The organism is Streptomyces sp. NPDC054961, from assembly GCF_053609145.1.
The window spans coordinates 62,236-88,859 of the sequence record NZ_JBSGWY010000023.1 but is presented as its reverse complement, the minus strand read 5'-3'; the positions used below and the strand labels follow the sequence as shown (position 1 = coordinate 88,859).

23 protein-coding genes, 1 tRNA gene and 1 pseudogene are annotated in these 26,624 nt (G+C 70.4%); 14 read left to right on the top strand and 11 right to left on the bottom strand.

What is annotated here, in order from left to right; genetic code table 11:
- Window positions 1-145 precede the first annotated feature (145 nt).
- On the bottom strand, window positions 146-541 hold the full coding sequence (locus tag ACWF9Z_RS21415; protein WP_453604237.1) for a nuclear transport factor 2 family protein: 396 nt from the start codon (window positions 539-541) through the stop codon (window positions 146-148).
- Window positions 542-686: 145 nt separating this feature from the next.
- Between ACWF9Z_RS21415 and ACWF9Z_RS21410 the strand changes: the two genes are divergently transcribed.
- Window positions 687-1,283, top strand: a complete 597-nt coding sequence (locus tag ACWF9Z_RS21410) for a GNAT family N-acetyltransferase (RefSeq protein WP_453604236.1) — start codon at window positions 687-689, stop codon at window positions 1,281-1,283.
- Window positions 1,284-1,353: 70 nt separating this feature from the next.
- On the opposite strand, the gene ACWF9Z_RS21405 is transcribed toward ACWF9Z_RS21410, so the two are convergent.
- Window positions 1,354-3,408, bottom strand: a complete 2,055-nt coding sequence (locus ACWF9Z_RS21405; RefSeq protein ID WP_453604234.1) for a DHA2 family efflux MFS transporter permease subunit — start codon at window positions 3,406-3,408, stop codon at window positions 1,354-1,356.
- 193 nt (window positions 3,409-3,601) lie between these two features.
- Between ACWF9Z_RS21405 and ACWF9Z_RS21400 the strand changes: the two genes are divergently transcribed.
- Together ACWF9Z_RS21400 and ACWF9Z_RS21395 are read left to right on the top strand one after the other, a co-directional pair.
- Window positions 3,602-4,342: a peptidoglycan-binding domain-containing protein gene (locus ACWF9Z_RS21400; protein ID WP_453604232.1), complete on the top strand. Its 741-nt coding sequence runs from the start codon at window positions 3,602-3,604 to the stop codon at window positions 4,340-4,342.
- A 154-nt stretch (window positions 4,343-4,496) separates the two neighbouring features.
- Window positions 4,497-5,180 carry an HAD-IA family hydrolase gene (locus ACWF9Z_RS21395; RefSeq protein WP_453604231.1) on the top strand — a complete coding sequence of 228 codons (684 nt, stop codon included), beginning with the start codon at window positions 4,497-4,499 and terminating at the stop codon, window positions 5,178-5,180.
- Window positions 5,181-5,379: 199 nt separating this feature from the next.
- On the opposite strand, the gene ACWF9Z_RS21390 is transcribed toward ACWF9Z_RS21395, so the two are convergent.
- Window positions 5,380-5,832 carry a VOC family protein gene (locus tag ACWF9Z_RS21390; RefSeq protein ID WP_453604229.1) on the bottom strand — a complete coding sequence of 151 codons (453 nt, stop codon included), beginning with the start codon at window positions 5,830-5,832 and terminating at the stop codon, window positions 5,380-5,382.
- Window positions 5,833-6,519: 687 nt separating this feature from the next.
- Between ACWF9Z_RS21390 and ACWF9Z_RS21385 the strand changes: the two genes are divergently transcribed.
- The 4 genes from ACWF9Z_RS21385 to ACWF9Z_RS21370 all read left to right on the top strand — a co-directional run bounded on the left by ACWF9Z_RS21385 (window position 6,520) and on the right by ACWF9Z_RS21370 (window position 10,990).
- Window positions 6,520-7,134 (top strand): HNH endonuclease family protein, encoded by a 615-nt coding sequence (locus ACWF9Z_RS21385; RefSeq protein ID WP_453604227.1) that lies wholly within the window; start codon window positions 6,520-6,522, stop codon window positions 7,132-7,134.
- 397 nt (window positions 7,135-7,531) lie between these two features.
- A complete protein-coding gene (locus ACWF9Z_RS21380) occupies window positions 7,532-9,181 on the top strand; it encodes an alkaline phosphatase D family protein (protein WP_453604225.1) in 1,650 nt (549 codons plus the stop codon).
- A 270-nt stretch (window positions 9,182-9,451) separates the two neighbouring features.
- A complete protein-coding gene (locus ACWF9Z_RS21375; RefSeq protein ID WP_453604224.1) occupies window positions 9,452-10,084 on the top strand; it encodes a DedA family protein in 633 nt (210 codons plus the stop codon).
- Between the two features lie 390 nt (window positions 10,085-10,474).
- Window positions 10,475-10,990: a hypothetical protein gene (locus ACWF9Z_RS21370; protein WP_453604223.1), complete on the top strand. Its 516-nt coding sequence runs from the start codon at window positions 10,475-10,477 to the stop codon at window positions 10,988-10,990.
- Window positions 10,991-11,403: 413 nt separating this feature from the next.
- On the opposite strand, the gene ACWF9Z_RS21365 is transcribed toward ACWF9Z_RS21370, so the two are convergent.
- Together ACWF9Z_RS21365 and ACWF9Z_RS21360 are read right to left on the bottom strand one after the other, a co-directional pair.
- A complete protein-coding gene (locus tag ACWF9Z_RS21365; protein ID WP_453604221.1) occupies window positions 11,404-11,628 on the bottom strand; it encodes a DUF2277 domain-containing protein in 225 nt (74 codons plus the stop codon).
- Between the two features lie 113 nt (window positions 11,629-11,741).
- A complete protein-coding gene (locus tag ACWF9Z_RS21360; RefSeq protein ID WP_453604219.1) occupies window positions 11,742-11,915 on the bottom strand; it encodes an HGGxSTG domain-containing protein in 174 nt (57 codons plus the stop codon).
- A 689-nt stretch (window positions 11,916-12,604) separates the two neighbouring features.
- On the opposite strand from ACWF9Z_RS21360, the gene ACWF9Z_RS21355 reads away from it, so the two are divergent.
- Both ACWF9Z_RS21355 and ACWF9Z_RS21350 read left to right on the top strand, forming a co-directional pair.
- The gene (locus tag ACWF9Z_RS21355) at window positions 12,605-13,666 is read left to right on the top strand and encodes an IS630 family transposase (protein WP_453604217.1); all 1,062 of its coding nucleotides are present in this window, start codon (window positions 12,605-12,607) and stop codon (window positions 13,664-13,666) included.
- A 299-nt stretch (window positions 13,667-13,965) separates the two neighbouring features.
- A complete protein-coding gene (locus ACWF9Z_RS21350; protein WP_453604215.1) occupies window positions 13,966-14,439 on the top strand; it encodes a hypothetical protein in 474 nt (157 codons plus the stop codon).
- A 104-nt stretch (window positions 14,440-14,543) separates the two neighbouring features.
- On the opposite strand, the gene ACWF9Z_RS21345 is transcribed toward ACWF9Z_RS21350, so the two are convergent.
- Window positions 14,544-16,295: a ricin-type beta-trefoil lectin domain protein gene (locus ACWF9Z_RS21345; RefSeq protein ID WP_453604214.1), complete on the bottom strand. Its 1,752-nt coding sequence runs from the start codon at window positions 16,293-16,295 to the stop codon at window positions 14,544-14,546.
- 426 nt (window positions 16,296-16,721) lie between these two features.
- On the opposite strand from ACWF9Z_RS21345, the pseudogene ACWF9Z_RS21340 reads away from it, so the two are divergent.
- Window positions 16,722-17,493: pseudogene (locus ACWF9Z_RS21340) on the top strand (tyrosine-type recombinase/integrase); the annotation flags it as partial.
- A gap of 419 nt (window positions 17,494-17,912) precedes the next feature.
- On the top strand, window positions 17,913-18,032 hold the full coding sequence (locus ACWF9Z_RS21335; protein ID WP_453604212.1) for a TRADD-N-associated membrane domain-containing protein: 120 nt from the start codon (window positions 17,913-17,915) through the stop codon (window positions 18,030-18,032).
- A 460-nt stretch (window positions 18,033-18,492) separates the two neighbouring features.
- On the opposite strand, the gene ACWF9Z_RS21330 is transcribed toward ACWF9Z_RS21335, so the two are convergent.
- Window positions 18,493-18,567 (bottom strand) — tRNA-Val (locus ACWF9Z_RS21330).
- Between the two features lie 238 nt (window positions 18,568-18,805).
- On the opposite strand from ACWF9Z_RS21330, the gene ACWF9Z_RS21325 reads away from it, so the two are divergent.
- The 3 genes from ACWF9Z_RS21325 to ACWF9Z_RS21315 all read left to right on the top strand — a co-directional run bounded on the left by ACWF9Z_RS21325 (window position 18,806) and on the right by ACWF9Z_RS21315 (window position 21,195).
- Window positions 18,806-20,053 (top strand): hypothetical protein, encoded by a 1,248-nt coding sequence (locus ACWF9Z_RS21325; RefSeq protein ID WP_453604210.1) that lies wholly within the window; start codon window positions 18,806-18,808, stop codon window positions 20,051-20,053.
- Between the two features lie 308 nt (window positions 20,054-20,361).
- A complete protein-coding gene (locus tag ACWF9Z_RS21320) occupies window positions 20,362-20,904 on the top strand; it encodes a DUF4383 domain-containing protein (protein WP_453604309.1) in 543 nt (180 codons plus the stop codon).
- Window positions 20,905-20,973: 69 nt separating this feature from the next.
- Entirely contained in the window at window positions 20,974-21,195 is a 222-nt protein-coding gene (locus ACWF9Z_RS21315; protein ID WP_453604209.1) for an FmdB family zinc ribbon protein, read from the top strand.
- A 53-nt stretch (window positions 21,196-21,248) separates the two neighbouring features.
- Here the strand turns inward: ACWF9Z_RS21315 and ACWF9Z_RS21310 are convergent, their stop codons facing one another.
- From ACWF9Z_RS21310 to ACWF9Z_RS21295, 4 genes are read right to left on the bottom strand one after another with little or no spacing between them, the layout of a single operon-like run.
- Window positions 21,249-21,908 carry an O-methyltransferase gene (locus ACWF9Z_RS21310; protein WP_453604208.1) on the bottom strand — a complete coding sequence of 220 codons (660 nt, stop codon included), beginning with the start codon at window positions 21,906-21,908 and terminating at the stop codon, window positions 21,249-21,251.
- Window positions 21,905-22,735 (bottom strand): HAD family hydrolase, encoded by an 831-nt coding sequence (locus ACWF9Z_RS21305; RefSeq protein ID WP_453604207.1) that lies wholly within the window; start codon window positions 22,733-22,735, stop codon window positions 21,905-21,907. Before ACWF9Z_RS21305 ends, ACWF9Z_RS21310 begins: the two co-directional genes overlap by 4 nt.
- Window positions 22,732-25,329: a phosphoribosyltransferase gene (locus ACWF9Z_RS21300; RefSeq protein WP_453604307.1), complete on the bottom strand. Its 2,598-nt coding sequence runs from the start codon at window positions 25,327-25,329 to the stop codon at window positions 22,732-22,734. The genes ACWF9Z_RS21305 and ACWF9Z_RS21300 overlap by 4 nt, the downstream gene beginning before the upstream one ends.
- Window positions 25,330-25,361: 32 nt before the next feature.
- A complete protein-coding gene (locus ACWF9Z_RS21295) occupies window positions 25,362-26,528 on the bottom strand; it encodes an HpcH/HpaI aldolase/citrate lyase family protein (protein WP_453604206.1) in 1,167 nt (388 codons plus the stop codon).
- Window positions 26,529-26,624 lie beyond the last annotated feature (96 nt).

Below are 26,624 nucleotides of genomic sequence, written 5' to 3'. Positions count from 1 at the left end.
CCGCGGGGCTCGGGGGGGTGTAGTTTGGGGGCGTCCCCGCGGGGGCCCCCCTCGCGGGGGGGGGGGGGGGGGGCCCGGGGGGGGTGCGCCGGCCCCCCTCGGCGTGATCTGCGTCCTGGCTGCCGCCGCCGCCCGCCGTCTCGCGTCAGCTCCAGAAGGCGTCGCTCTCGTCGATGTCCTCGGTGCAGACGTCGAGGTCGCTGATCTTCCCGGCGACGATGGTGAAGAAGATTCCCTCGTGGATCTCGATCCCCCGGTCGCCGCGGTCCGCGCGCACTGTGTGGAAACTCATGACGTGACCGCGGCCGTCCGCGAGCAATTTGTCCAGCTGAATCTTGAATGTTCCGTTCGTCTCCTCGCCGAGTCGGCGGTAGAGGTCGAAGACGGCTTCCCTGCCCTTGTGGTGCCCGGAGACGATGCTGGTGCCGGGGACGTGCTGGATGACGTCGGCCGTCATCATCGTGCTCAGCTTGTCCATGTCGCCTTGTCCGAAGGCCTCGTAGGTCCGACGGACCAGGACACAGTCAGGATGCTCCGACATGACGGTTCACGCCCTTCATGTGCGCGGTTGTCCCTTTTTCCTATCATCGGCCCGAGCCTGTGGATATTCCAACGCGGGGTCGCTCGCTGCCGCTGCACAATGACGCCACGACCGGCGATGCGACGGCACAGGGAGGGGCACACCGATGGATACGGGAACGGCCACGGCGAGGAACGGCACCGCGGTAGGCGGTACCGCGGGGGGCGGCGCGGCGAGGAGCGGTACGGCGGGGGGCGGTACGACGGTGGCGGACCGGACGGGCGGCGCGTGGCAGGTCGTCGTCGAGGCGTTCACGACCCCGGACGCCACACTGCTGCGACGCGCCTACTACGCGGAGGTCGCCGGGCGGTACTGGAAACGGTCCGTCACCGAGGCCGAGATCGACCAGGGGCTCCTGGACTTCCCGGACGACGAGCTGACGGCCCCGACGGGCCGGTTCGTGGTCGGCCGACTGGACGGGCGGCCCCTGTCGTGCGGGGGCGTACGCCTCCTGGACCCCGCCACGGCTGAGCTCACCCGGGTGTACGTGGACCCGCGCGCCCGCGGCACGGGTGGCGGGGCGGCCCTGCTCGAGGCCCTGGAGGAGGCGGGCCGCGCGCTGGGCGCCGAGCGCGTCCGGCTGGACACGCGGTCGGACCTGGTGGAAGCGCGCGCGTTGTACGCGCGGCACGGGTACGCGGAGATACCGGCGTACAACGCGGGCCCGTACGCCGAGCACTGGTTCGAGAAGCCCCTGCGCTGACGGCAGGCAGGCGGGCCGTCCGGCATACCGTGGGGCCGGTCGGCGCGGGCGGGCTGCGAACGGTCGGGAATCAGGGCGCCGCGTGGTCCCGGCGCGCCAAGGTGTCGTAGGGCTCCTCGGCGTCGGATCCGCAGAGCTCCCCGTTGATCTCCTCGACCAGCTGGGACAGGTCCGTCGGGCGGTCCGGGCTCCACCAGTCGCCGAGCAGTTCCGCGAGCGACTCCTGGCGGGCGCCGGAGAGCTTCAGCGCGCTCACCCGCCCCTTGTCGGTCAGGACCAGCGACAGCCCGTCGCGGACGGCCAGTCCACGCTCCTCGATCTGGCGGCCCGCGTCCGTGATGGCCCTCAGCGGCACCATGGTCCGCTCCGCGAGTACGGCGGGATCGGCGGAGCCGTACTTGTTGATCCGCAGCAGCAGCCAGCTGGAGGCGGGCAGCAGGTCGTAGCCCGCCTTCGCGGTGATCTTCTCGTAGACGTGTTTGCGGCCCTGGAGGGTGCCCAGCACCGTCAGGGCGCGGGCGACCTCCTCACGGGATGAGCGCTGGACGGGGTTGGAGGCGAGGGTCTCGGTGACATCGGGCGCCGTCACCGAGCCGCGCAGCTTGTCCTCCTTCAGGAACCAGGCCAGCACGAAGGCCACCAGCACGACGGGCACGGCGCAGAGGAAGACGTCGGTGATCGAGGTGGAGTAGGAGTCCAGCACCGTCGACTGGAGGTCGGCGGGAAGGGCGGCGACGGAACGGGGGTCCGCCTCCAGCTCTCCCACGTTCACCCCGGGCGGCAGGGGGGTCCCGGCCAGCGCGGCGGTCAGCTTCTCGTCGAGCTGGTTGGTGAAGACCGTGCCGAAGATGGCGACGCCGAAGGAGGCGCCGATGGAGCGGAAGAAGGTGGCACCCGAGGTCGCGACGCCGAGGTCGGCGTAGCTGACGGAGTTCTGCACCACCAGCACGAGCACCTGCATGACCAGTCCGAGGCCGGCGCCGAAGACGAAGAAGTAGACGCTCATCTCCCAGGTGGAGCTGGTCCGGTCCAGCTGGTGCAGGAGCAGCAGCCCGATCGCGGTCACGCCCGTGCCGGCGATGGGGAACACCTTCCAGCGCCCGGTGCGGCTGACGATCTGGCCGGAGCCGGTGGAGGTGATCAGCATGCCGAGCACCATGGGCAGCATGTGGACGCCCGACATGGTCGGCGAGACCCCCTGGACGACCTGGAGGAAGGTCGGCAGGTAGACCATCGCGCCGAACATCGCGAAGCCCACGACGAAGCTGATCAGCGAGCAGAGCGTGAAGGTGCGGATCCGGAACAGCTTGAGCGGGAGCACGGGCTCCAGGGCCCGCCGCTCCACGAGGACGAAGGCGATCAGCAGCACGAAGCCCAGTACGGCCAGTCCGATGATCTCGGGGGAGCTCCAGCCCCAGGTGCCGCCGAGGGAGGCTACGAGCACCAGGCAGGTGGCGACCGAGGCGATGAGGAAGGTGCCGAGGTAGTCGATGGTGTGCTTCGCGGAGCGCGCGGGGATGCGCAGGCTGGCCGCGATGACGACGAGTGCGACGAGACCGATGGGGAGGTTGATGTAGAAGACCCAGCGCCAGGACAGGTGGTCCACGAACAGCCCGCCCAGCAGGGGTCCCAGCACGCTGGTCGCTCCGAATACGGCACCGAAGAGGCCCTGGTACTTGCCCCGTTCGCGCGGCGGGACGATGTCTCCGACGATCGCCATCGACAGCACGATCAGCCCGCCGCCGCCCAGGCCCTGCAGCGCGCGGAAGCCGATGAGCTGTGGCATGTCCTGTGCCAGTCCGCACAGGGCCGATCCGATCAGGAACAGCACGATGGCGTACTGGAAGAGCTTCTTGCGCCCGTACTGGTCGCCGAGCTTGCCCCACAACGGCGTCGCGGCCGTCGACGCGAGCATGTAGGCGGTGACGACCCACGACAGGTGCGCCATGCCGCCGAGATCGCTGACGATCGTCGGGAGCGCCGTCGACACGATCGTCTGGTCGAGCGCGGCGATCAGCAGCCCCAGCAGCAGCGCGCCGATCGAAACGAGCACCTCGCGCGAGGTGTGCTCGGCACCCGGGCCGGACTTCTTCGGGCCGGGCTCCGTGGTCACGTCCTGAACCATCGGCTCCTCCTCAGGCCAGATCGACTCCTCCATCCTGAGCGGTGTGTCCTGTTATGGCCTGTCGGGCGGGTTGGGGGCGGGCCCGCGGGTCTGCATAATCGCAGGCAGTGGCCAGGGAGAGGTACCAGTGAACGCTGAACACTGTCCGAATTGCGACGCCGTCGGCGACGCCTGCCGATGCGATTCCTTGCGCGTGCGCCCGTACGTCTCACTGCCCGACCCGGGTCAGACGGCCGACCTGCCGGCGCAGGCCCACACCCCGGCGTATGGGACGCCGGAGGTGCCCTGGCCCGCGCCCACGGCCCCGTACGCGGCCCCGCCCGCAGCCCCGCCCGCAGCCGACGAAACGATGCAGCTGCGGCCCGTCCCGGCGTACGCGGCGCCCCCGCGGCGCCGCACGCGCCCGCTCCTGGTGGCCGCTTCCGCGGTGATCGTCGCCGGCGCGGTCGCACTGGCCCTGACGGCCTCCTCGGGATCCGACGACCCCGAGGTGACCTTGCTCGACGCCAAGCCCTCCGACCCGGCCATCGGCGTGACCCAGGCGGCTCCGTCGCAGTCCTCGGCGAGCGCCGAGCCGAGCCCCTCCGCATCCCGCTCGGCGAGCCCGTCCCGCTCGGCTTCCCCGTCCGCGACCCCCTCGGCCACCCCGAGCCGCTCGTCGGCGCCCGCGGCCGCCCCCTCCCCCACCCCCAGCCGCCCGTCCAGCCCCCCGCCGGCACCCCAGGCCCCCGTCCTGCGGTACGGGGACTCCGGCCCGGAGGTGGAGAGCCTCCAGCGCCAGCTCGCGGCGCAGGGCGTGTACTCGGGGAAGATCGACGGAAAGTACGGCTCCCGCACGGAGAACGCGGTGTCCACGTTCCAGTGGCAGAACGAGATCGAGGGAGACGACTGGGGCGTCTACGGCCCGGAGACCCGTCGCGCCCTGGAGGGGTAGCCCCTCGGGGGCGAGGGATAGAACACACTCCCTCCGGTGGCGCGGACCCCTCTCGATTTTGTATGGTTCAGGAACAAAGTGGTTCCGTCCTCTATCCCTGACCGGTGGACGGAACCACTTGTTCTCTTTTCCCGCCCCGTCTGGAGCCCCACCGATGCCGGCCAGCACCACCGCCCCCGCCGTCCTGACCGCCAAGGCCCTCCTCCTGGACATGGACGGCACTCTGGTCAATTCCGACGCGGTGGTCGAGCGCTGCTGGAGCGACTGGGCCGTCACCCACGGCCTGGACCCGCACGAGGCCCTCAAGGTGGTCCACGGCCGCCAGGGCTACGCCACCATGGCGATCCTCCTGCCGGACCGCCCGATGGCGGAGAACCTCGCCGAGAACGCGGTGATGCTCGCCCGCGAGACCGCCGACACCGACGGCGTGGTCCCGATCGGCGGCGCTCCCGCGTTCATGGCCTCCCTGGCCACGCTCCCGCACGCCCTGGTCACCTCCGCCGACGCGGCCCTGGCCGCGGCCCGGATGACCGCCGCGGCGCTGCCGATGCCCGAGGTCCGGGTCACCGCCGAGTCCGTGCGGGCCAGCAAGCCCCACCCCGAGGGCTTCCTGAAGGGCGCCGCCGCCCTCGGCGTCGACCCGGCCGACTGCATCGTCTTCGAGGATTCGGCCGCCGGAATCGCCGCCGGCCAGGCCGCGGGCATGCGCGTGATCGGCGTCGGCCCCCGCGCCGCCGCCCACGCCCCGACCGCCCACGTGCTCGACCTGACGGAGATCGACGTCACCGCCTCCCCCGACGGCTCCATCACCCTCACCCTCCGGCCGGAAGCGGCCTGACCCGAATCCGGGCCGGCCGGGGTCCGGACGCGGCCCCCGGGGCCGACCCGGCCCGGGCGGTGGGGACCAGACGGTGAGCCCCTCCAGCGGTGCGACCCCTCAGGCGGTGCGGACCCCCTCGGGCGGTGCGACCCCGCAGGCGGTACGACCCGGACCCGCAGACGACACTCCAGCCCCTCGGGCAAGACGGTGCGGCCCCTCAGGCGACGCAGAACTCGTTGCCTTCGGGGTCCTGCAGCACGACGGCGTAGAAGCCCTCCGGCTCGTCCAGGACCCGCGACACGGTCGCACCCGCGGCCGTCAGGAGACCCACCTTCTCGTCGATCCGCCGGGTCCGGACCTCGATCGGGACGTCGCGGCCGCCACCGACCTTCAGGTCCAGGTGCACCCGGTTCTTCCCGGCCTTGGCCTCCGGAACCTGCTGGAACCACACCCGCGGCCACCGACCCTGCGGGTCGACGATCGACTCGGGGCTCTCGCCCGCGCCTTCGGGCAGTTCCTCCTCGGCCACCCCCATGTCCTGCCAGTACGCCCGCCAGGTGGGGTGCCCGCCGGGCGGCAGCTCCGGCTCGTAGCCCAGCGCCCGGCTCCAGAAGGCCACCATCAGCGCCGGGTCCGCGCAGTCGATGGTCAGTTGCATCGTCAGCTCCATGCCCGCAGCGTCCCAGACCCCACTGACATCGGGCGGCGGGCCGCCCCACGGCCGGCCCGCCACCTCGCCGTCAGCCGAGGGCCTCGTACAGCGTGAACACGCCCAGCGCCGCCATCACGGTGAAGCTGAACACGGAGCCGAACCTCTATCGGTCGGCAGGACGCCGTCGACACCGAGAGACCAGGTCCGGATGGGGATCAGGGGTCGCTTCGGCTCGGCGGCGCCCCTGGAATGCGTACGCGAACATACGCGCAGGACACTGCGGCCGAAGGTCTCGCTGGCCGACCCCGCGCACACGTGCCCGCGGTCTGCCTCCGGGCGCCGGCTGGTGTGACCCAGCAGTATGGCGACGGTCCGGCAAAGAGCTACTCCCCCTTCTCCCCCCTTCTGCTCGCCCAGGGTAAGCAACGCCGGCGCGCTCCCGGAGGGGGACTTTGGGCCCCAGGTGGTGCCAAACCGGCCCCCGCGACCCGCCCGCCTCGTCCGGACTCTCAACTTCCGCTGATTCCGGTTACGTTACGGATCTCGCCATGACATGCCCATGTCGCCACACTGTCACCTGACGCCCACCCTCACGCAACCCGGCGCGGCCACCATGGCGACGCCACGGCGTTACCGCCCCTGTCCGACCCCACCCAGGAGCCCCTCATGCTGTTCACGCCCTCTGTCTACGCGCGTCGACTTGGCATGCTCGCCTCAGCAGTCGCGGCCGTCTCCCTCACGACCCTCCTCGCCGCCCCCACCGCCTCCGCCGCCCCTCCCGCCCCCATCAGCGCCGCGGCCGCCCGCTCGTACCTCGCCACGGTGACCCCGAAGACCGAGGGCACCACCAGCGGATACAGCCGGGACCTCTTCCCCCACTGGAGCACCGTCTCCGGGGCCTGCAACACCCGCGAGACCGTCCTCAAGCGCGACGGCTCGAACGTCGTCCAGGACTCCGCCTGCGCGGCCGTGAGCGGCAGTTGGTACTCCGAGTACGACGGCGCCACCTGGACCGCCGCCTCCGACCTCGACATCGACCACGTCGTCCCGCTGGCCGAAGCCTGGCGCTCCGGGGCCAATTCCTGGACCACCGCCAAGCGCCAGCAGTTCGCCAACGACCTCACCCGCCCGCAGCTCATAGCGGTCACGGACAACGTCAACCAGGCCAAGGGCGACCTCGACCCCGGCAAGTGGCTCCCCTCGCGCACGGCCTACCGCTGTACGTACGCGCGGATGTGGGTCAACGTGAAGCAGTACTGGGGCCTGAGCATGGACTCGACGGAGAAGACGGCCCTGGTCAACATCCTCAACGGCTGCTGAGACCGGGGGCGCCCGCCGGGACCTGCGGGGACCGGGGCGCCCGCCGGGACCTGCCGGGAGCCGGGGGCGCCCGCCGGGACTGTCGCGGTGGCCGACACCTGACGAGCAACCGGTGGGCGCCCGGCGGGGCGCCCACCGACGCCCGCTCGGCCCTCCCCCCTCCAGGCCCCGCCCCGCCCGTACGCCCGCTCCACCTCCACCTCCACCTCCACCTCCGCCTCCACCTCCGCCTCCACCCCTGGCCAAAGATCTTTCCCCCGCCAGGGGGAGGTGGAGCGCCCCCTCCTCGTCGTACCGTGATCGCAGGGCCGGAGGTCACGGCCGGAACGCACGGCCGGAGGTCACGGCCGCGGGCCGGCGATCACCGGCCAACGCACATCGCAGGAGGGGGAGTTGCATGGCCACGATGCGTCTGGGACCACTGCTGCGCTATGTCGACTGGGACAGGGGCGACTGCGCGACGGTCTGGGTCGAGGCGGACCGCCCCTGCACCGCCGAAGTGCGCTGTGCCGACGGCTCCGGCGGCAGCGTCCGTACCTTCCAGGTCGCCGGCCATCACTACGCCCTGATCCCCGTTACCGGCCTGACGCCCGCCTCCACCACGGCGTACGAGGTGCTGCTCGACGACGTCCGCGTGTGGCCCCTCGCCGACAGCCCGTTCCCCGCGAGCACCATCACCACGCCCTCCACCGCACGGTCCGGACCCGCCCCTCCTCTCCGCGTCACCTTCGGCTCCTGCCGACAGGCCGCGCCGCCCGCCGACCGGCGCGGACCGCACGGCCCCGACGCCCTCGACACCCTCGCCGCGCGGCTGGCCGCCGGCGGGGACGCGCACGAGCGGCCCGACGTCCTGCTCCTCCTCGGGGACCAGGTGTACGCGGACCAGCTGTCGCGGCCCACCCGCCAGTGGCTCGCGGCCCGCCGGGACCTGCGCGAGGCCCCCGGCGCCCAGGTCGCCGACTTCGAGGAGTACACCCGGCTCTACGACGAGTCCTGGCTCGACCCGGAGATCCGCTGGCTCCTCTCCACCGTCCCCAGCCTGCACATATTCGACGACCACGACGTCATCGACGACTGGAACACCAGCGCCGCGTGGCTGGCGGAGATGCGCGCGACCCCGTGGTGGCAGGAGCGGGTGCTCAGCGGACTGATGTCGTACTGGGTGTACCAGCACCTCGGCAACCTCTCCCCCGCCGAACTCGCCGCCGACCCGCTGTACGAAGCGGTCCGCGACACCCCCGACGGCACCGACGCGCTCCGGGCGTTCGCCGCATCGGCGGACGCCGACCCGGCCACCGTCCGCTGGAGCTACCGCCGCGACTTCGGCCGGTCCCGGCTGCTGATGGTGGACACCCGGGCCGCCCGGGTGCTCGCCGAGGACGGACGGGCGATGCTCGACCCGACGGAGCAGCAGTGGCTCCGCGACAACGCCCTGGCCGGACACGGCGGTTACGACCACCTCCTCATAGGGTCGTCGCTGCCCTGGCTGATGCCTCCGCTCGTCCACGACGCGGAAGTGTGGAACGCCGCCCTGTGCCGCGGAGAACGCGGCCCCCGGTGGGCCAGGATCGGTGAGGACCTGCGGCGGCGCAGCGACTTGGAGCACTGGGCCGCGTTCCCGGCCTCGTTCGCGGCCCTCAGCGACCTCATAGAGGAAGTGGGCACGGGTCCGCGGGCACCGGCGACGGTGTGCGTGCTCTCGGGCGACGTGCACCACGCGTACGTGGCCGAGCCCCGCATACCCAGCACGGCGCGGGTGTTCCAGCTGACGTGCTCGCCGGTGCACAACTCCATCCACACGGCGGTGAAATGGGGCTTCCGGCTGGGCTGGTCCCGGGTGGGCCGGTGGCTGGGCCGCGGCTTCTCCCGGCACGGCCGGACGGGCCGGCCCCCGTTGAGCTGGCGGCGTACGGACGGGCCGTGGTTCGGCAACCAGCTCATGACGCTCGCCCTGTCGGGCCGTTCTGCACGGCTCCGCCTCGACCAGGCCCGCAAGGGCCCCCGCCTGGTGACGGTCCTGGACCGGGACCTCACGGCCCCGCGGTAAGGGCGGGGGCCGGACGGGGCGGGCGCCGGGGCGCGCGCACGGCCGGGGCGCGAGGCCGGACAGGGCGGGCGGCCGGGGCCGGTCGGGGCGGGCGGCCGGGGCGGGGCGGGCACCACGGGGGGGCGCAGCGCGGCACCCGTTCACCCCCCGAGCGTTCGGTCTGCGGACGCCCGGCGTACGCTGTTCCGCTGTCAGCCGCCCCTGCCGCTCCCCCGCGAACGAAGCGGCGCTTCACGCCGAAGCACGTCAACTGGACCGGGGAGTCCCGTTTTGCTTGAGACGCTGGGCTCTTTCACGTCGAGCCCATGGATCTACGCCCTCGTGGCGCTGTCCATCCTGCTCGACGTCTTCCTGCCGGTGCTGCCCAGCGGGATCCTGGTGATCACCGCGGCAGCGGCCGCGGCGGCCGCCGGGGCGGCCGGTCCGGTGGCCGTGCACGAGCAGGTGCCGGACATCCTGGCGTTGCTGGTGACGGCCGTGACCGCCTCGGTGCTCGGCGACATGGCCGCGTACCGGCTGGCCCGGCGCGGCGGGGACCGGCTCGACCGGGCCATCGCCCGCTCCCGGCGGCTCACCCGCGCCCACGAACGCCTCGGCACCGCCCTCGCCCGCGGCGGCGGAGCCCTGGTGGTGATCGCCCGCTTCGCCCCGGCCGGCCGCTCGGTGGTCTCCCTCGGGGCGGGGAAGACCCACCGCAAGGTCATGGAGTTCCTGCCCTGGTCGGTCCTGGCGGCCGTGGCCTGGGCCGGGTACAGCGTGTCCCTCGGCTACTTCGGCACCCAGTGGCTCGGCGCCACCTGGCTCGGTACGTCCGTCTCCCTGATCGCCCTCTTCGCCGCCGGAGCCCTGGCCGCCTTCGTCGTCCGCCGCCCCACCAACGCACCCCCCGCCCAAGCCGCCTGACCCACCCCCTCCGCCGCCCGCCAAACCCGACCGGCGGCTCCGGGCTCCTACTCGCATCGCGCCTGAGCGGGGCGTGCCAGAGCGGGCGCCAGAGCGGGGCGCGCCTGAGCGGGGCGCGCCAGACCAGCCCGCGCCAGACTGGGCAGCACCAGACCGAGCGCCGCCTCCGGCGGCCAGGTCCAGGCTCCGCCCCGGCCCGTCCGCCCCGGACGTCCGACCGGACGCCGCGCGGCCCGTGGGGCTGTCCGGCCTCCCCCGGGCGGAGCAGTGGCTCACCCGTTCACCCGGCAGGGATCGCCGCGTCGGCGCCGGGCTCCTAGCGTCCAAGACACGGTGCGCATCCGAAGCCGCGCCGCGACGCACCGTCACGGAGCCCGAGGAGTCCTCTCCATGCCCACCACACCCCGCCACCCCCGCTCACACCGCGCCCTCCCCCGCGCACTCGCCGTCGCCGCCGCGGCGATCGCCCTCTCAGCCGCCGTTCCCGCGACCGTGGCCCACGCCGGCCCCTCCGGCAACGTCTCTCCGACCAACGTCGCCCCCGGCGGCCGGGTCAGCCTCAACATCACCGGCTGCGGCACCAAGACGGGCAAGGCCTCCTCGCGCGCCTTCGGCGACGTATGGCTGACCCCGGGCAACGCGGAGGCCACGAACCTCTTCGGCGCCGCCACCACCTTCGGCAACATCAGCGCCGGTTCCCATCCCGTCACCTTCGAGTGCGGCGGCCCCGGCGGCGAACGCGTCACCGTCGCGCTCAACATCACCCCGGGCGCCGCCCGCGGCGGGCTCGGCGGCAGCGTCGACAGCATGAGCCCCGGCCAGATCGCCGCCGGCGGCGCGCTCGTCGCGACCGCGCTGGGCGCCGGCGCCTGGTTCATGCGCCGCCGCACGGGACGCGCCTCCTAGCCGTCCGAAGGCCGGTCCCGGACGTCGCGGCAGCCAAGAACCCGGATACGTCCGGAAGCTTCGAGAAGCCCCGGAAGCATCCGACCGGCCCCGCACGAGCACCGACCCGGCGCGCCCGGGGCCCGTCACACCGCCGGAATCGACGGCGGGGGCGGCGAAGGTCCCGCGCCACTCGGGACCTTCCCCACTCCCGCCCGGAGCCCGTCCCCGCAAGGCTGTGTCCACCCACCGCGGCCCCCACAGGGGCCCGCCATCAACCAGCGCCCGCTCCCGCCGCGGCGCGGCTCGGCTCGGCTCGATGACCGACGCGGTGCTGCTCCCAGCCGGAGGCGCTCCGGCCCGCCCGGCCGCGGTGGTCCCCTGGAGAAAGACTCCGTGTCACGGCGGTCTGAGGGTGCCGGATCCCGGGCCGGCTACCCGGCCACGGCCGCGCCCCTGACCTGGAGCCCGCCCAGCAGGTCGCGCGTGGCCTCGGCGATCGCGTCCACGGCGGCCGCGAACACCTCCTCGTTGTGCGCGGCGGGCGCCCTGAACCCGGACACCTTCCGCACGTACTGCAGGGCGGCGGCCCGGATCTCCTCCTCGGTCGCCTTCTCCGGAATGGCGGGCGGACGCAGCGTCTTAATGGATCGGCACATGCCTCCACTATCCCGCTCAACCCGCCTCCAGGACCCGCCGCCGACCCCCTTGGTAGGTTCCTCCACGGAAAAGGCCGGTCAGCGGCAGGAGCGGAGGCGGCCCGCGCACCCGCTCACTTCTTCCGGAGCTTCCGCATCCTCGCTTCGGCTTCCTTCTTCTTCCGCTGCGCCACTGCGTAGCCCGACCACCCTCCCTGGTGCAACTGGCACCGGGAACTGTTCGTGATCGCGGGCTTGGTACACGGCCGCCCCTTGACCGTCTGCGCCCCACACCGCGGCTGAGTCATCTGGCCCCCACCTGTTTCCGGCTCCGGTCGGACCGGGCGAGGTGATGATCTCGCCGAGGACGCCCGGGCGACAGGCGCAAAAGACGCGGACGGCAGCACACCCGGCACACGGCCCCGCCGATCGCTGGCACGGCCCGGGCCGGCATCCGCCATCGTTGACGTCAGCCGTCGATGTCAGCCGTGGTCAGCTCCACCCCCCACTGCACTACGACCGCCTGCCGCCCTCACTCCGCGTCGCACCGCTCCAGGACCAGGCCGAGGGAACCGTCCTCCAGCCCGTTACTGACGTTCCGCCCCGGATCGTGAGGGAGGCCCTCGGGCACGCGCAATTCGCCGTCACAACGGGATGCAAAAGGCCCCCCGCCATGATCGGCGGGGGGCCTTCGTGCTGGTGGGCGCGGACGGTTTCGAACCGCCGACATCTGCTTTGTAAGTTCGCCCAACCATGCACGGGGCCAGGCACCGAGCCAGATCCCGCTACGGCGGAGGGCTCGGTCAGTCAGCGCGGACCCGTAGATGTACGTCCACGTTGCCGTCAGCGGCTGCCGTCAGGCGCAGCAAGCAAGGCGCGACCGACAACACCGCACACGGCTCTGCAGACCCCGTGTTTCAGCAGGTCAAGAATCCGGAAGCGGACCCGCGAGTCCTATTGATCAGAAACGGTTTGGGTTCTGGGTCGTTGGAGGGGTGTGAGCGATCTGGTGGGGGACGCGCGGCATCTGTCGCCGTCGGCGCAGGAGGCCCTGCGGCTGCGGGCGGTGGCCGCGTTGGTGGCGGGGCGGGACCGTGAGGACGTGGCGGCGGTGTTCGGGGTGTCGCTGAAGGCGGTCGACATCTGGTGGGCGAAGTGGCAGGCCGGCGGCCGGGAAGCTCTGGTCATGCAGCCGCGCGGCAAGCCGGTCGGGGTGCACCAGGTGCTCGGGGAGGCCGAGCAGGCTGCCGTCCGGCAGGCCGTCCTCGATCACATCCCCTCCGACCTGGGGCTTTCGGGTCAGCTGTGGACACGGGGGCAGATAGGTGAGCTGATCTTCAAGCTGTACCGGGTCCGCTTCACCGAGCCCGGGGTGGGCAAGTACCTCAAGCGTTGGGGGCTGACCTTCCAGCGTCCGGACAAGCGGGCGGTCGAGCAGAACGCGGAAGCAGTCCGCGTCTGGCACGAGGAGACCTGGCCGGCGATCCGGGCGAAGGCGAAGGCGGAGAACGCCGAGGTTCTCTTCGGCGACCAGGTCGGGGTCCGCTCGGACCAGGTCACCGGCCGCACCTGGGGTGCCAAAGGCGCGACTCCCATCGTCCGCCGCACCGGGAACCGGTTCTCCGTGAACGCGATGTCCGCGATCAGCACCCGCGGCCGGATGCACTTCATGGTCTTCACCGAGTCGTTCGACGCGAAGGTCATGTGCCGCTTCCTCACCCGGATCGTCGGGCACTTCGACCGGAAGGTCCACCTGATCGTCGACCGGCACTCGGCCCACCGCTCGAAGACCGTCCAGGCCTGGCTCGCCGGCCACACGGACGAGATCGAGCTGCACTTCCTGCCCTCGTACTCACCCGAGCTGAACCCCGACGAGCTGGTCAACGCCGACCTCAAACGCAGCCTGCCCCACACCCACCGGGCCAGGAACCAGGCCGAACTCGCCGCCGAAACCCGCAGGTTCTTCCACAGACGCCAGCGTCAACCACACATCGTCCGCGGCTACTTCGGCGGCCCACACGTCCGCTACGTCCTGGACGAGAACCCTTTGAGTTTCTGATCAATAGACGCCCACAGATAGGCCGTGAACGATGAATGGGGTCAGCGAAAGCACAGCATCGTATGCCCCGCCGAGGTCAGGCAAGCCCACCTGGGCAGAGGCAGTCCGCGTCGAGCATCGGCTACAGCTCGAGCTGTCTGCGGGGAACCCTCGAGGCACGCCCGTGGCGCCTATTCCAGTCCCGGGCCAACCTGAACGCAGAGATCATTCGCACGGAAGAATAGTAGATCATTACGGGCCGAGCAAGCCTATGATCGCATGCAACGCCAACAACGCTCTCGAGGCTTTATAATTCCTGCATGTCAAATGATGCGGTGTTCCGCGAGTCGACAACTGTAGCGATTGACAGATCTATATTCGGCGTTGATGAGGATAGGTCGCCAGAAGAGCTGGATCGCCCCTATTGGGTCGATCTGTCCATGGATAGTGAGCCCGTCCGGGTTGGACTGAGCACGTTGCGCGTGATGAGCCTTGTAGGTACACATGACGCTTTGGTCACGGTCGAAATTCTCCGGGAGTTCACTGCCGTAGAGGTACCTGGATTTAAGCTCCTTGGCGAGTGGTCCTACCAGAGCAGCACTGGAAAGGCATACATTTTCAACATAGATGGCCCTGTGATGCCCTTCCCGCTCGAACCGAATCGGGTGTACACGCTGCGGGTATGGCGCAGGGGGGGTGAAACGGCCGTCCAGCGGTACTCCGAGCTCCTAGGCGCCGTGTTCCCCATTGAGGGACTAGAAGAGTATGTAGTCCAGTTCCGCGTTAAGGAATAATCCGTCAGCGCTGAAGGCACTGCTCCAGCCACTCTCCAATCCGGTCCAGATAGATGCTCCCGGACCCCTCAGCGGATCGGGATCCGGGAGCATCTACATGCGGGTCACGAATTTGACCACAGCTGATTCGGGTTACCAGTGCAGGTGTACAGCATGACGAGTGTACCGTTCTGGGTTCCCCAATCCTTCACGTCCATGCAAAGGCCACTTTGGGTGTGCACAATGGCCCCTTTATAGGTGAGGTGGGGGCCCCATTTCTGGCTCGGTCCTCCATTGCAAGCTTTTGCCGTCAGGAGAGTCCCTTGCGCGCCACTGTCGGCGTCTATGCAGTTGCCGTAGACCCGAACTTCCCCATCGTCATTGACGTAGAATTTCTGATTTGCCCCGCCCCAGGGGGCCCAGACCTGGAGTGCGGCCCCATTTCGGTTACTGACGGCATCCAGGACAAGGCCGGAGTGCTGGGAGGTGGCGGCGCCTGGAACCAGCTTCAGATGATTGTCCACCTGAACCCAGTACTCATCTCCGTCGAGGATGCGATCCTCTCCGTACCACTTGGAGAGTGCACCTCCCGCCTTGGAGTTGTCCGGCTGTGGAAGGTAGCGCACAGAGAAGTTTCGATCACCCAAGCCCGCCCCTTCCTTGGTTGATGCAAACGGGAACTCATCGCATTCGTATGTGGAATTTCCCTTTACGACGCTTGCGCATGCCGTGTTCTTCGCCGAGAGATTATTCTTTGAGATCTCGTCAGAGGCCGCATTGAATTTAGGGTAGTTTCGATGCAGCATCTTGCCCACGATATATTCACCCGGTATTATCTTTGGAGTGCTGATCCAGGGATCGGTACCATCCGGATTTCTGAAGGTGTAGAAAATGTGCTCTGCAACGCGACCAAGTTCTTTGTTGTTGTAGTCGTAGAGCAGGGATGGGAGGGCGTAGTTAAATATCGTTCCCTCGGTCCCGTAAGGGGCCAGATAGGCGGCGGAATCCATACGCATGCCACCCGCCGGCCCCGAGCTGTAGTCGGTTGCGCCTTTGGCGGAGTCCACCTTGTAACCACTGTGGAAGGAGCAAGAGGCCACCTTGTCGATCCGAGTCTGGTCACCGGAGGTGCTGGGGCTCGTGACCTCGTAGAAGACGAAGGTGTCGTTCCAGGTGGCTACTGGCTCCTGGTACACCGACGTGGTGCCAAAGGAAGCGGAGCACGATCCCGGGTAGCCTGAGGCGCTGACGGCCATTCGCATGGTGGCCCCAGTGCCGGCAGCAAATATTCCGGTGGAAGTGACCTCCGTGACCTTTACGTACACCCGCCCAGTTCTAGCCGTCTTCGAGCCGTCGCCGACTTCCGTTTCTCTGAACCGGACCTGGCCTTCGATGCGTCCTTGCCCGTCCAGTTTGGTGGCTGTGTTGTAGCCCCACCGGCAGAAACTGAAGTGGTTTAGCACATGCCCGTTGGCTTGGTGCCCCGCAAGGTCTGCGTCGCATGTCGCGAAGTCGACGACGCCATCACTCTTAACAAGGGAGGTGTTATTCGCCTCCCCGAGGGTTGTCTTGTAGCTGTCTCCACCTTTCTGGATGGCCTTCTTCTGATTCTCCGGTGTCGGCTGGATCGGAGCAGACGGACTGTCCGACGAAGGCAGGAGACCTCCCTGCAATGCAGTGTCCCAGTATATGGACCCGACTGCGGAAAGAGCAGGAGCTTCATCGCTACGAGACCAGATTGTGGAGCTCGACTTCGATTCGACCGCCGATGAAGATGGCGATCCCATCACCCCAAAAACCATAACGAGCCCTATCGTGACCGAGGCCGCACGTTTCACTTTCATCCCCCCAATCGGATGCTGATCTACATGCGGCACGCTAACAAGAGAACTTGGGGCGGTCGAATGTATTGCCTGAAAACCTTCGACGACTAGAGGAGTACATACCGGATAAATCAAATTTAAGGAGACTGCCGATCGCTCACGCGAGGGCATACCTGGCTTTTCTGGTTGGCTGGGATTGGCTTACGCAACCGCGTATCGGCCTCTCCAAGGGTCTGGTCACCGGTATCCTGGAGAGCTGGTACTCGCGCGGAGGCTGGGCGGTCGAAGAGGGCAGCCCTTAGCCACAATGGCGGTGAGTTAAGGCATTTGTGCAGGTGAGGGTCCTTGACCTACAGACTCTGAGACCGCGTTTGAGATCTGACATGGGACGATCGGTCGGTGACTCGATTCGTGAACCGTGACCGCTCTCTTGAGGAGCTTGAGCGCGACCGCTGGTCGGCCCCGTCGGGCGGCGAAACCCGGCTGATGGCGACCGTGCGAGAGCTTCGGTGCAAGGAGTCGCACCGCGTGCTGCGTAGTGCCATCTCCGCAGCCTGCCGGGAGGAACTCATCAGCAGGAACGTCGTCCAGCTCGTGCCGGCTCCTCGGGTGCAGCCGGCACGAGCTCAAGCCGTGGAACCTCGACCAGACGGTCACCTTCCTGGAGGCCGCACGGCAGGCCCCCCTATACGCGGCCTTTGTCGTGGCCGTGACGATGGGGCTGCGGCGCGGGGAGGTCCTGGGACTGCGCTGGCAAGATATCGACCTAGAGCGCCGGACCCTCACCGTGCGGAACCAGATCCAGCGCGTGCAGAAGGAGCTGTACGCGGACTCCACGAAGAACCGTCGGATCCGGGTCATCCCGATCCCGCTCATGACCGTGGCGCCGCTCCGGTGGCAGCGTCTGCGCCAGTCCGCCCAACGGGAGACCGCAGGCGAGACCTGGCAGGAGAGCGACTACGTGTTCACCACGCGGTCGGGCCGGCCGATCGAGCCACGGAACATCAGCCGGTCCTTCGAGCGCGTCGGGGAGGGGGCGGCCCTCCCCCGGATCCGACTACACGACGCCCGGCACGGATGCGCCACACTGCTCTTCGCGGCCGGGGTGCCCGCGCGGGTGGTCATGGAGATCCTCGGGCACTCACAGATCGCCGTCACGATGAACATCTACACGCACGTGACTGAGGAGACCCGGCGGGAAGCGATTGGGCACATGGACCGGATGCTGCGTCGGCGGCGGCCGACGGACTAAGTGCCGCAAGACGATGCTGGTTCGAAATCAGCTCTGAGACGGAGGGGGCTCCCACAGGATCTACCTACGAGTGGGGGGGGGGAGTCACCTTGAGCATCTCGTTTCCCGAGCTTCTCGGAGCTGTCAGCGCACTAATCGGGCTGGTCGCCGCAGCAACAGGCGTGTTGGTAAGCGTCTTGCGGCGCGATTCGAACTCGGAGAGCGACCGCCTGAGGACGCTTCTCAACACGCAGGATTCCCCGCGGTTGGTTCGTGGTCACTACCGGCTCCGACGGCCCGACTCGTCCTCGTCCAGAAGCCCAGAGACAGATGCGGATGGGCCTGCGACAACGACTCAAGAGCCAGCACCGCTCGCTGGCGTCCAACGAATCGACGACGACAAGTTCGCCGAGCTACTCATCGAGTAATGCGCCTGGGGCTTGACTCAGGCAAGACGCACGACAGCACTCAGCTTGGTCTGCTCAGGTCTTGGAGTCGCCGTGATTGTCGGCGGTGCAGCTCTCGCCGTCTGGAACGCTGAGACCTCCGGCGATCTATAAACGCGTCAATCGTGACTAGCGTTGCAGGCGCCGTCGCCACGGTCATCGGGCATCTCGGACACCGACGCGCCGATGCCGCCATGGATCAGATGCAGAAGCAGACTGAGTCTTTGCGTTCAGATATGCAGCGCGAAAGGGAGCTGGAAGCATCGCTGCGGCTTGTCCAGGAAGTCCCAGACCCCGGGCTGCGAGCGCTCCTCCAGGCCGCCCTCGTCCTAAAGCTCGGCGCCACCCAGCTACCCGAGCTCCCCGACCGGGTACTGAGGTCAATCCAGACCGCCGCATCAGTTGAGCCAGCGGCCACGGCAAGGAAGGTGCCGTCACCAAACGGCGGTCCGGCTTAGCCGACAGGCATTGGGACTCTCGTTGGGGTGCCGCACGTCAGCACCCGGACCAAGGACCTGCCGTCACTTGTAGCCGTCAAAGGCCCCCCGCCATGATCGGCGGGGGGCCTTCGTGCTGGTGGGCGCGGACGGTTTCGAACCGCCGACATCTGCTTTGTAAGAGCAGCGCTCTACCCCTGAGCTACGCACCCCTGGACGCTTGGTCCCGGCGCCACCCTCTGGGTGGACAGCCTACGTGACTGATCCCCAAGGGCTCTCACCCCGGGGCTTCGAACCCGGTCCACGACCGGTGCCCGGACAAGCCCTGCCCGCTGCCCGAAGGCAGAACGACAGCCTACATGGACGGCGTACCCCCCACGCAAACCCGTTGCCGTGAGGGAGAATGGGCCTGGGCAGGGGCATTGCGGACGGGGTACGGGAGAAGCGACTGTGACGACGGCACCCCGGCGGTGGTTCGGCGGCGGGCGGGACGAGAGTCGGCGGGCGGACGCGCAGGCGGCCAAGGACGCCGCCGCGGCGGCGTTCTACGAACTCGACACCGCGCAGCGGGATCTGCAGATCTCGATCGAGACGATCGCGGCCGCGGACGGTTCGCCGGAAGCGCGGCGGGCCGGCGAGGGGTTCCGCGCGCTCGGTCAGCGGATCGACCAGGTCAGCCACGTGTACATCGAGGCCGTCGACGCCCATGACTTGGACCGGCCGGAGCTCGAGGCGTCCGCGGCGACGCGGGCCCGCGAGGAGCTGACGCGGGCCAAGGACGAGCTGGTACGGGTCAAGGCCGAGCTCGACCGTTTCGAGCAGGGGCTGCGGCCGCTGCTGGACAAGGCCGAGACGCAGCTGGCCCGGGTGGCGCCCGCCCGCGAGCGGGCGAAGGCCGCGCTGCTCGCGGCGAGCAGCGCGCTGGACGAGGTGCGCGGCAAGGGGATGCGCGCGGACGACCTGGCCGCCCGGCTCGCCGCGCTGGCTCCGGAGCTGACCAAGCTGAACCAGGGCGCGGCGCAGCACGGTGTGCAGGAGACCGTCCAGCGCGCCGAACGGATCCTGCGCGACGCCGAGGGGATACGGGCCGAGGCGGCGCGGCTCCCGGAGCGGGCGGCGGAGATCGACCGGCGGCTGGTGAGCCTGCGGACCCGGGCGCAGGCGCTGCGCAACCGCGCGGACCGGGTGGATCCGGTCCTCAGCGAGCTGCGCCGGCGTTTCAGCGCGGCGTGCTGGCAGGACCTCCAGCACGTTCCCGACCAGGCGGTACGGGATGTGGCGCGGGCCGAGGAGCGGCTCGCGGAGGCCGGCCGGGCACGCGACGAGCAGCGCTGGGCCGATGTGGCGGCGCTGGTGGAAGCGGTGCGCACGGCGCTGGACGCGACCGACGAGGCGGTGTCGGCGGCGCAGGACCGGCTGACGCGGCTGGAGGCGGTGGCCCGGGATCCGCAAGGAGAGGTGCAGCGGACGCGGTTCGCGATCCGGGACGCGCAGCGCCTGGTGATGGAGGGCCGCACGGTGCCCGAGGCGCGGCACGCGCGCCCGCTGGACGAGGCGGTGGCCCGGGTGGACCGGGCGCTGGCCGGTCTGGAGGACCGCCATCCCGACTACTGGGCCTTCCTCCAGGAGATGGAGGCGGTGCGCTCGGCCGTGCACCGGGTCGTGGCGGACATCCGGACCGAACGCGGGCACGGCTGAGGCCCCGGCCGCCCACCCGGGGCCCCTCCACACGCCGGCCCGAAACGTCCGGGGTTGTCCCCGCGTGCGCATCGGCGGATGCTGGTGGTTCCGGGAACGGAGCAGAGGAGGGCGGTATGGCTGCCCACACTTTCCACAGGCCTCGTGCAGGCCGCGTACCCCCGACACCGCCTGCACCCCACGAGCCCTACGGGGCCCACGCGCTCTACGGGTGCCACGAGCCCCATGAGTCCTACGCGCCGTACATCGCGCACGAGCCCTATCCGACCCACGAGCCTCCGGACTCCCCCGGACCGCTGCGACGCGTCATGCGTCCCGTCAATGCCAAGCTCGACGACCATCTGCCCGTCGATCACAAGCTCAGCCAGGTCTACCGGATCGGCGCCGGGCTGACCGGGCTGCTGCTGGTCGTCTTCGGGATCCTGGGGCTCATCGACCAGATCGGGTTCTTCGACACCGGCGGAGACACCGTGCTCGCCCTGAACACCAACGGCGCGCTGAGCATCCTGTCGATCTGCATCGGCGGGCTGCTGTTCTTCGGGATGGTGATCGGGGGCAGCACCGCCTCGACGCTCAACATCGTGGTGGGCCTGCTGTTCATCGCGAGCGGGTTCGTGAACCTCGCACTGCTCGATACGGGGCTGAACTTCCTGGCCTTCCGCATCCAGAACGTGCTCTTCAGCTTCGTGGTCGGCGTGATGCTGATGTGGTTCGGGATGTACGGGCGGGTGGGCAGCGCCCTGCCGCACGACAACCCGTACTGGCGGGCCCGCCACCCCGAGCAGGCGGCTCGGGAGGAGCGGACGCGTGCCACGGCCAGGTCCGTCGACCGGGCGGTTCGGCCGGGCTAGGACCTGCGCCCCGTGGGTACCCCGGCAAGGGGATTCCGCATCGCGACCCGCACTGCGTAGCCTGTCCGCATGCCTCGTTACGAATACCGCTGCCGGACCTGCGAAGACACCTTCGAGGTCAGCCGGCCCATGGCCGAGTCCTCCGCGCCCGCCGACTGCCCGGCCGGGCACGCCGACACCGTCAAGCTGCTCTCCGCCGTCGCCGTGGGCGGCGGCAGCAGCAGCGCCGGCGCGGCCCCCGCAGCCCCGATGGGCGGCGGAGGCTGCTGCGGAGGCGGCGGCTGCGGCTAGGTCAGCCGGTCAGTGTGCCTGTCTGCCGGCTGGCCGGCAGACAGAACACCTGCCTACCGCTTGCGCGACAAGGTCAGGCCGTCCGAGATGCCCAGCATCACGGACTCCATGCGGGCGTCCGCCGCGACGTGTTCGTTGTAGGCGCGGACGCCCGCCGCCGAGCCCGTGGCCGACTCGTCGAGCACCGAGCCGTGGAACAGCGTGTTGTCCGTGACGATCAGGCCGCCCGGCACCAGCCTCGGCACGAGCTCCTCCCAGTAGGAGATCTGGCTCTCCTTGTCGGCGTCCACGTACGCCATGTCGATGTGCGGCTCGGCCGGCATCGCGCGGAGCGTCTGGAGCGCGGGCGCGATCCGCAGTTCGATGCGGTCCTCGACGCCCGCCTTCGCCCAGGCCTCCCGCGCGTACGCCGTCCACTCCTCCGAGACGTCGCACGCGATGAGCCGGCCGTCCGCCGGGAGCGCCTGCGCCATCGACAGGGAGGAGAAGCCGGTGAAGGTCCCGATCTCCACGATGTGCCGGGCGCCGGTCAGCCGGACCAGGAAGGCCAGCAACGGCCCCTGCTCCTCCGCCGACTGCATGCCGGCCGAGGCCGGGAACACTTCGTACGTCGTCGCCACCAGGCCCCGCTGGACCTCGTCCAGCGGGGGGTTGTGCGCGAGCACGTACCGGTAGAGCTCGTCCGTGATCTTGGTGCTGTTGCCCTTGGTCATGCGTCCAGTGTGCCGAGTCGCGCCGCTTCCCGGGTGAACGCGCGCACGATTTCCTCACCGGCCAGCACGCCCGCCAGCCCCAGCGCCGTCACGTGCGGCGCCGTCCACCCGGCGTCGGCCAGTTCGCCGTGGCCCGGCCGCCAGCCCGCGTCCGCCGCGAGCAGCAGGTCCGCGTCCAGGAGCGAGTCCCCGGCGGCCAGCGTGGTCGTGGCCCCGGTACGCCGGGCCACCTCCCCCATCGCCGCGCTCTTGGTCAGCGGGCGCGGGACGGCGTAGATCTTCCGGCCCTGGAGGGAGACCGTCCAGCCGCGCGCCTCCGCCCATTCCGCCAGTGCCTTGATCCACTCGGCGGGGACCAGCTCCCGCTCCACCACGAGGTAGGCGAACAGCTCCTCCGCCACCCGCGCCTTGCGCAGCCACTGCGGGTCCGCCGTCGCCAGCAGGTGCCCGTGCACCTCCTCCAGCGGGGCGCACTCGCGCTCCAGGCGCGCCGCGACCTGCCGCCGCCAGTCCCGGTCGGGGACCCCGTCGACCAGCAGCTGGCCGCCGTTGGCGCAGATCGCGTACTTCGCCTGCCGTCCGGGGAAGCGGATCCGCTGGTACTGCTTGCGCGTACGGGTGGTGGTCGGGACGAAGACGACGTCCGGGTCCGCCGACAGTTCCGCCAGCAGTCCCGCCGCCGTCTCGGTCATGAACGACAGCGGCTTGCTCTCGTGGACCTCGACGCACAGCAGCCGCGGGGCCACCGGGTCGGGCATGGTCAGGCCGAGCGCGGCCGTCGAGTAGATGAGCGTGCGGTCGAGGTCACTGGCTACGAGAACGGTCACTTGGCGGACACAGCCTTTCCGTCGGCGCCCGTGGCGCCGCGCGTGAAGCGGGGGTGAATGAGTCCCACGCAGGTGTAGGGCAGCCCGTCGACCTCTTCCACCGGCACTCCGCGCTGCTCCGCGAGGAGGCGTACGTGGTCCAGGTCGGCTCCCGCGCCGCGCTGCGCGAGGATCTTCCACGGCACCCGGCGCAGCAGTACGCGCGTGGTCTCGCCGACGCCCGGCTTGACGAGGTTCACGTCGTGGATGCCGTACTCCTCGCTGATCCGCTCCACGGCCGCCCAGCCCACCCAGGTCGGCGTGCGGTCGGCGGCGAGGAGCTCCTTGACCTCGGCGTCCACGGCCTCGGCCACCTCCTCGAAGCGGGCGGCGACCGTGTCGACGAACGCGACGGAGACGTCGGCCCCGGCGAGCTCCCGGTAGAACTTCGCGCCGTGGAAATCGGCGGGCCCGACCAGGTCGGACCTCAGCACCGTACGCGAGACGAGTCCCGAGACGGTGGAATTGAGACACGCGGAGGGGATCAGGAAGTCCTCGCGCGTCCCGTACGTCTCCACGCACGAGCCGGGGTCGGCGAGGACCACGATCTCGGGGTTGAAGCCCTCGAACTCGCCCAGGGCCTCGCGCAGCTCGCGCGTGATCGCGCCCTTGCCGGTCCAGCCGTCGACGAAGACGATGTCGGCCGGATCGTGGTGGGCGGCCAGCCAGCGCAGCGCGTTGGCGTCGATGCCGCGGCCGCGCACGATGGAGACGGCGTAGTGCGGCAGGTCCAGGCCGTGCCGTGCCCGCGCCCAGCGCCGCATCAGGACGCCGACGGGGGTGCCGGCGCGGGCCAGGGAGACGAGGACCGGCGACGGAGACCGCTCGGCGAGCACCGTCTCGGTCACCGTGCCGACCGCGCGGGCCATGCGGGCGGCGGAGGCGGTCAGCGCGCTCTGGTAGAGCTCCTGGTACTGCGGGGACGGCTGGTACTCGACCGGCAGGGACTCGGCGTAGTGCGCGCCGCCCGCCTGTATCGCCTCTTCGCGCTCCTCGGTCGGGGCCTCCAGTTCGACGTCGGAGAAGTCCTGGAGCAGCCAGCCGACGTCCTCGGCGGCGTACGAGGAGAAGGCGGGCCCGCGCAGCGGTTCGCGCCGGGGCTCGGTCATGATCGGCTCCTGCCGGTCGGAGGCAACGTCAGGGGTGTACGACGGTATGACCGCGAGCAGGACCCGGCCGGTGTGCGGGGCGAGGGCCGCGAGGAGGCCGGTGCGCAGCTCCGGGGTGTCGCCCGCCGAGTCGACGACGGCGACGACGGCGTCGAAGCCGGCTCCGGCCACGTTGTACGCGTATCGGTCTCCGGGACCGTCCGCGGGGGCGTCGTGGGCGGGGAAGACCAGGCGGGTGCGGATCGCGTAGCCGGGGTCGTCGACGGCGAGGACGGGTGAGCGGGTGGTCGTGGAGAAGCGGACCTCGGCCGCCGCGCCGGACTCCTCCAGGGCCTTCGCGAGGCGCAGCGGGGCGTACATCAGCTCCTCGTTGCCGAGGACGAGGACCCGGGCGGGGCCGTCGCCGAGCGCGGCCCCGAGCCGGTCCGCCATCGCGGGCAGCGCCGCGTCGAGGGCTTCGCGGTGCGCGGGCGAGAAGCCGTGGCGTCCGCCGTCGGGTATCGCGGCGGGCCAGTCCAGCGCCACGCGGGTGACCTGCGGGCCGTCCGCGGGGGACGGGGAGGGGGCGCCCGCGGGCGGTGCCTCGGCACCCGCGCCCCGCGGCTCGTCACCCTGGGCGCCCTGGGCACCCTCGGCGTCCTCGTCCCCCTGGGCACCCTCGGCACCCTCGGTGTCCTCGTCCCCCTGGGCGCCCTCGTACCGCTCGACCAGCGCCTGTCCCTTGGCCAGGACCCCCTCGGGGAGGCGGACCGTGCCCGAGGCGAGGGAGATCAGGTCGACGCGGGCGCCCAGCTCGGCGGCGAAGGCGGTGAGGCGGTCGCGGTCGGCCGGGGAGCGCATGTCGACGAGGGCGACGACGACGTAGTGCCCGCGCGGGTGGCGGGCGTGCAGGTCGCGGATGGTGTTGAGGACGGTGTTGCCGGTGGAGAACTCGTCGTCGACGAGGACCAGCGGGCCGGAGCCCGCGAGCAGCTTCGGGTCCTCGGGCAGCAGCAGGTGCGAGGTGGCGTGCGAATGCGCCTCCTCGAAGCCGCCCGCGGGCTCCACGCCCGGGACAGGACGGCGGGTGGAGTGCAGGTAGGGGGCGTCGGCGAGGCCGTCGGCGACGCAGTGGCCGAGGCCGGTCGCCGTCTCGGCGTAGCCCAGGACCACCGCCGCGGCCGCCCCGTCCTCGCCCAGCAGCTCCCGGACCCGCTCGCCGAGCCCGTACCCGGCGGCGTACACGGTCGCCGGGGACTGCGGGACGTGCTTGCCCAGCACCTGCGAGACCAGCAGGTGTGCCCGCTTGGGGTTGCGGCGCAGCGCGAGGCCGAGGAGTTCGCGCAGCCGCGGTCCGCCGCCTGCGGTCGCCGGAGCGCCTGCGCCGGCCGTCGCGGGGCCGGCGGCTTCCTCCAGGCCGACGCCCAGCCGGTCCGCGACCCACGTTCCCGACCACACCGATTCGATCTTCTTGCCCTTCCTCGCAGTCAACGGCCCGCTCACACCTGGAGACCGGCCGTGAGGAGGTCGACGAAGCCGACCTCCTCCTTCGCCACACCGAAGACCTCGGCGCGCAGCATGGTGCGCTCGGCCCAGGCCCGGTGGGGCTTCACCTCGTTCATCTTGTTCGTGTAGGCGGAACGCATCACGCCGCCGCCGTCCCGCTCGGGGCGCAGGATGTCCTGCGCGTCGCTGAACTCCTCGTGGGAGACCACCGACAGCGCGTGGACGGGCGTGACGTGGGCGGGGTGGATGCAGGTCTTGCCCAGCAGCCCGTTGGCGCGGTCCAGCTCGATCTCGCGCAGCAGCCCGTCCAGGTCGTGCTCGATCAGCGCGGTGCGCAGCTCCTCCACGCCTTCCTCCAGGAAGGGGCTGCGGCGCAGCTGCGGCTTGAAGAGGCGCTGCTGGCTGCGGAAGTACTCCCACACCGGGCCGGTGACCGTGAAGCCGGTGCCGTCGGCGCGGCTGAGCACGTTGACGACGTCGGCGATCACACCGGCGACGATCTGCACGTCGTAGGCGGTCATGTCGGGCGTACGGCGCAGTCCGTACGCGGAGCAGAAGTCGGTGACTCCGAGCCGCAGCGCCAGGACCCGCTCGCGGTACTTGTTCACGGTACGGGAGATTCCGGCGAGGGCCTCGACCCGGGTCTCCAGGTGCAGGAGCTCCGGGGTCTCCAGGACGGGCATCGCGTACAGCCGGGGCTGTCCGCTCTCCGCCTCCGCCTGGGCCACCGCGTCCAGGAAGGCCACGCCGCGACTTTCGGTGAACTTCGGGAGTACGAATCCGGCCAGTCGCGCGGCCGAGCCGCCGAGCCGGTGCACGATGTCGGGAATCTGCTCGGGCGTACGGACCCGGATGAAGAGCAGCGGGATCTCCGCCGGGTCCTCGTCGAGGGCGGCGAACTGCCGGACGAGGTTCTCCTCGCCCCCGACGACATCGGCGTCGCTGATGGAATCCTCCAGGCAGAGGACCATCGAGACGACTCCCCGGCCGGCCTGCTTGCGGATGTCACGGGCGAGCTGGGGACGGGTGGCGGGGCTGTAGAGCGTGGCCCCCAGAGCAGCGGCGAGCGTGCGTGCGGGGGAGGCGGCGGTGAACTCGGCCGGCTCCTGGTGGAAGAGGTCCTCGCGGACGGTGGGCGATATGTGCCCGAAATGACGCATGTGCTTCCCCCGTACTGCCTCGGCGGCCCAACTGGCGTGGCCGGTAATAGTACGTACGAATGAGATTCAAAACTTCCCCGCGCACATGAAGTTCAG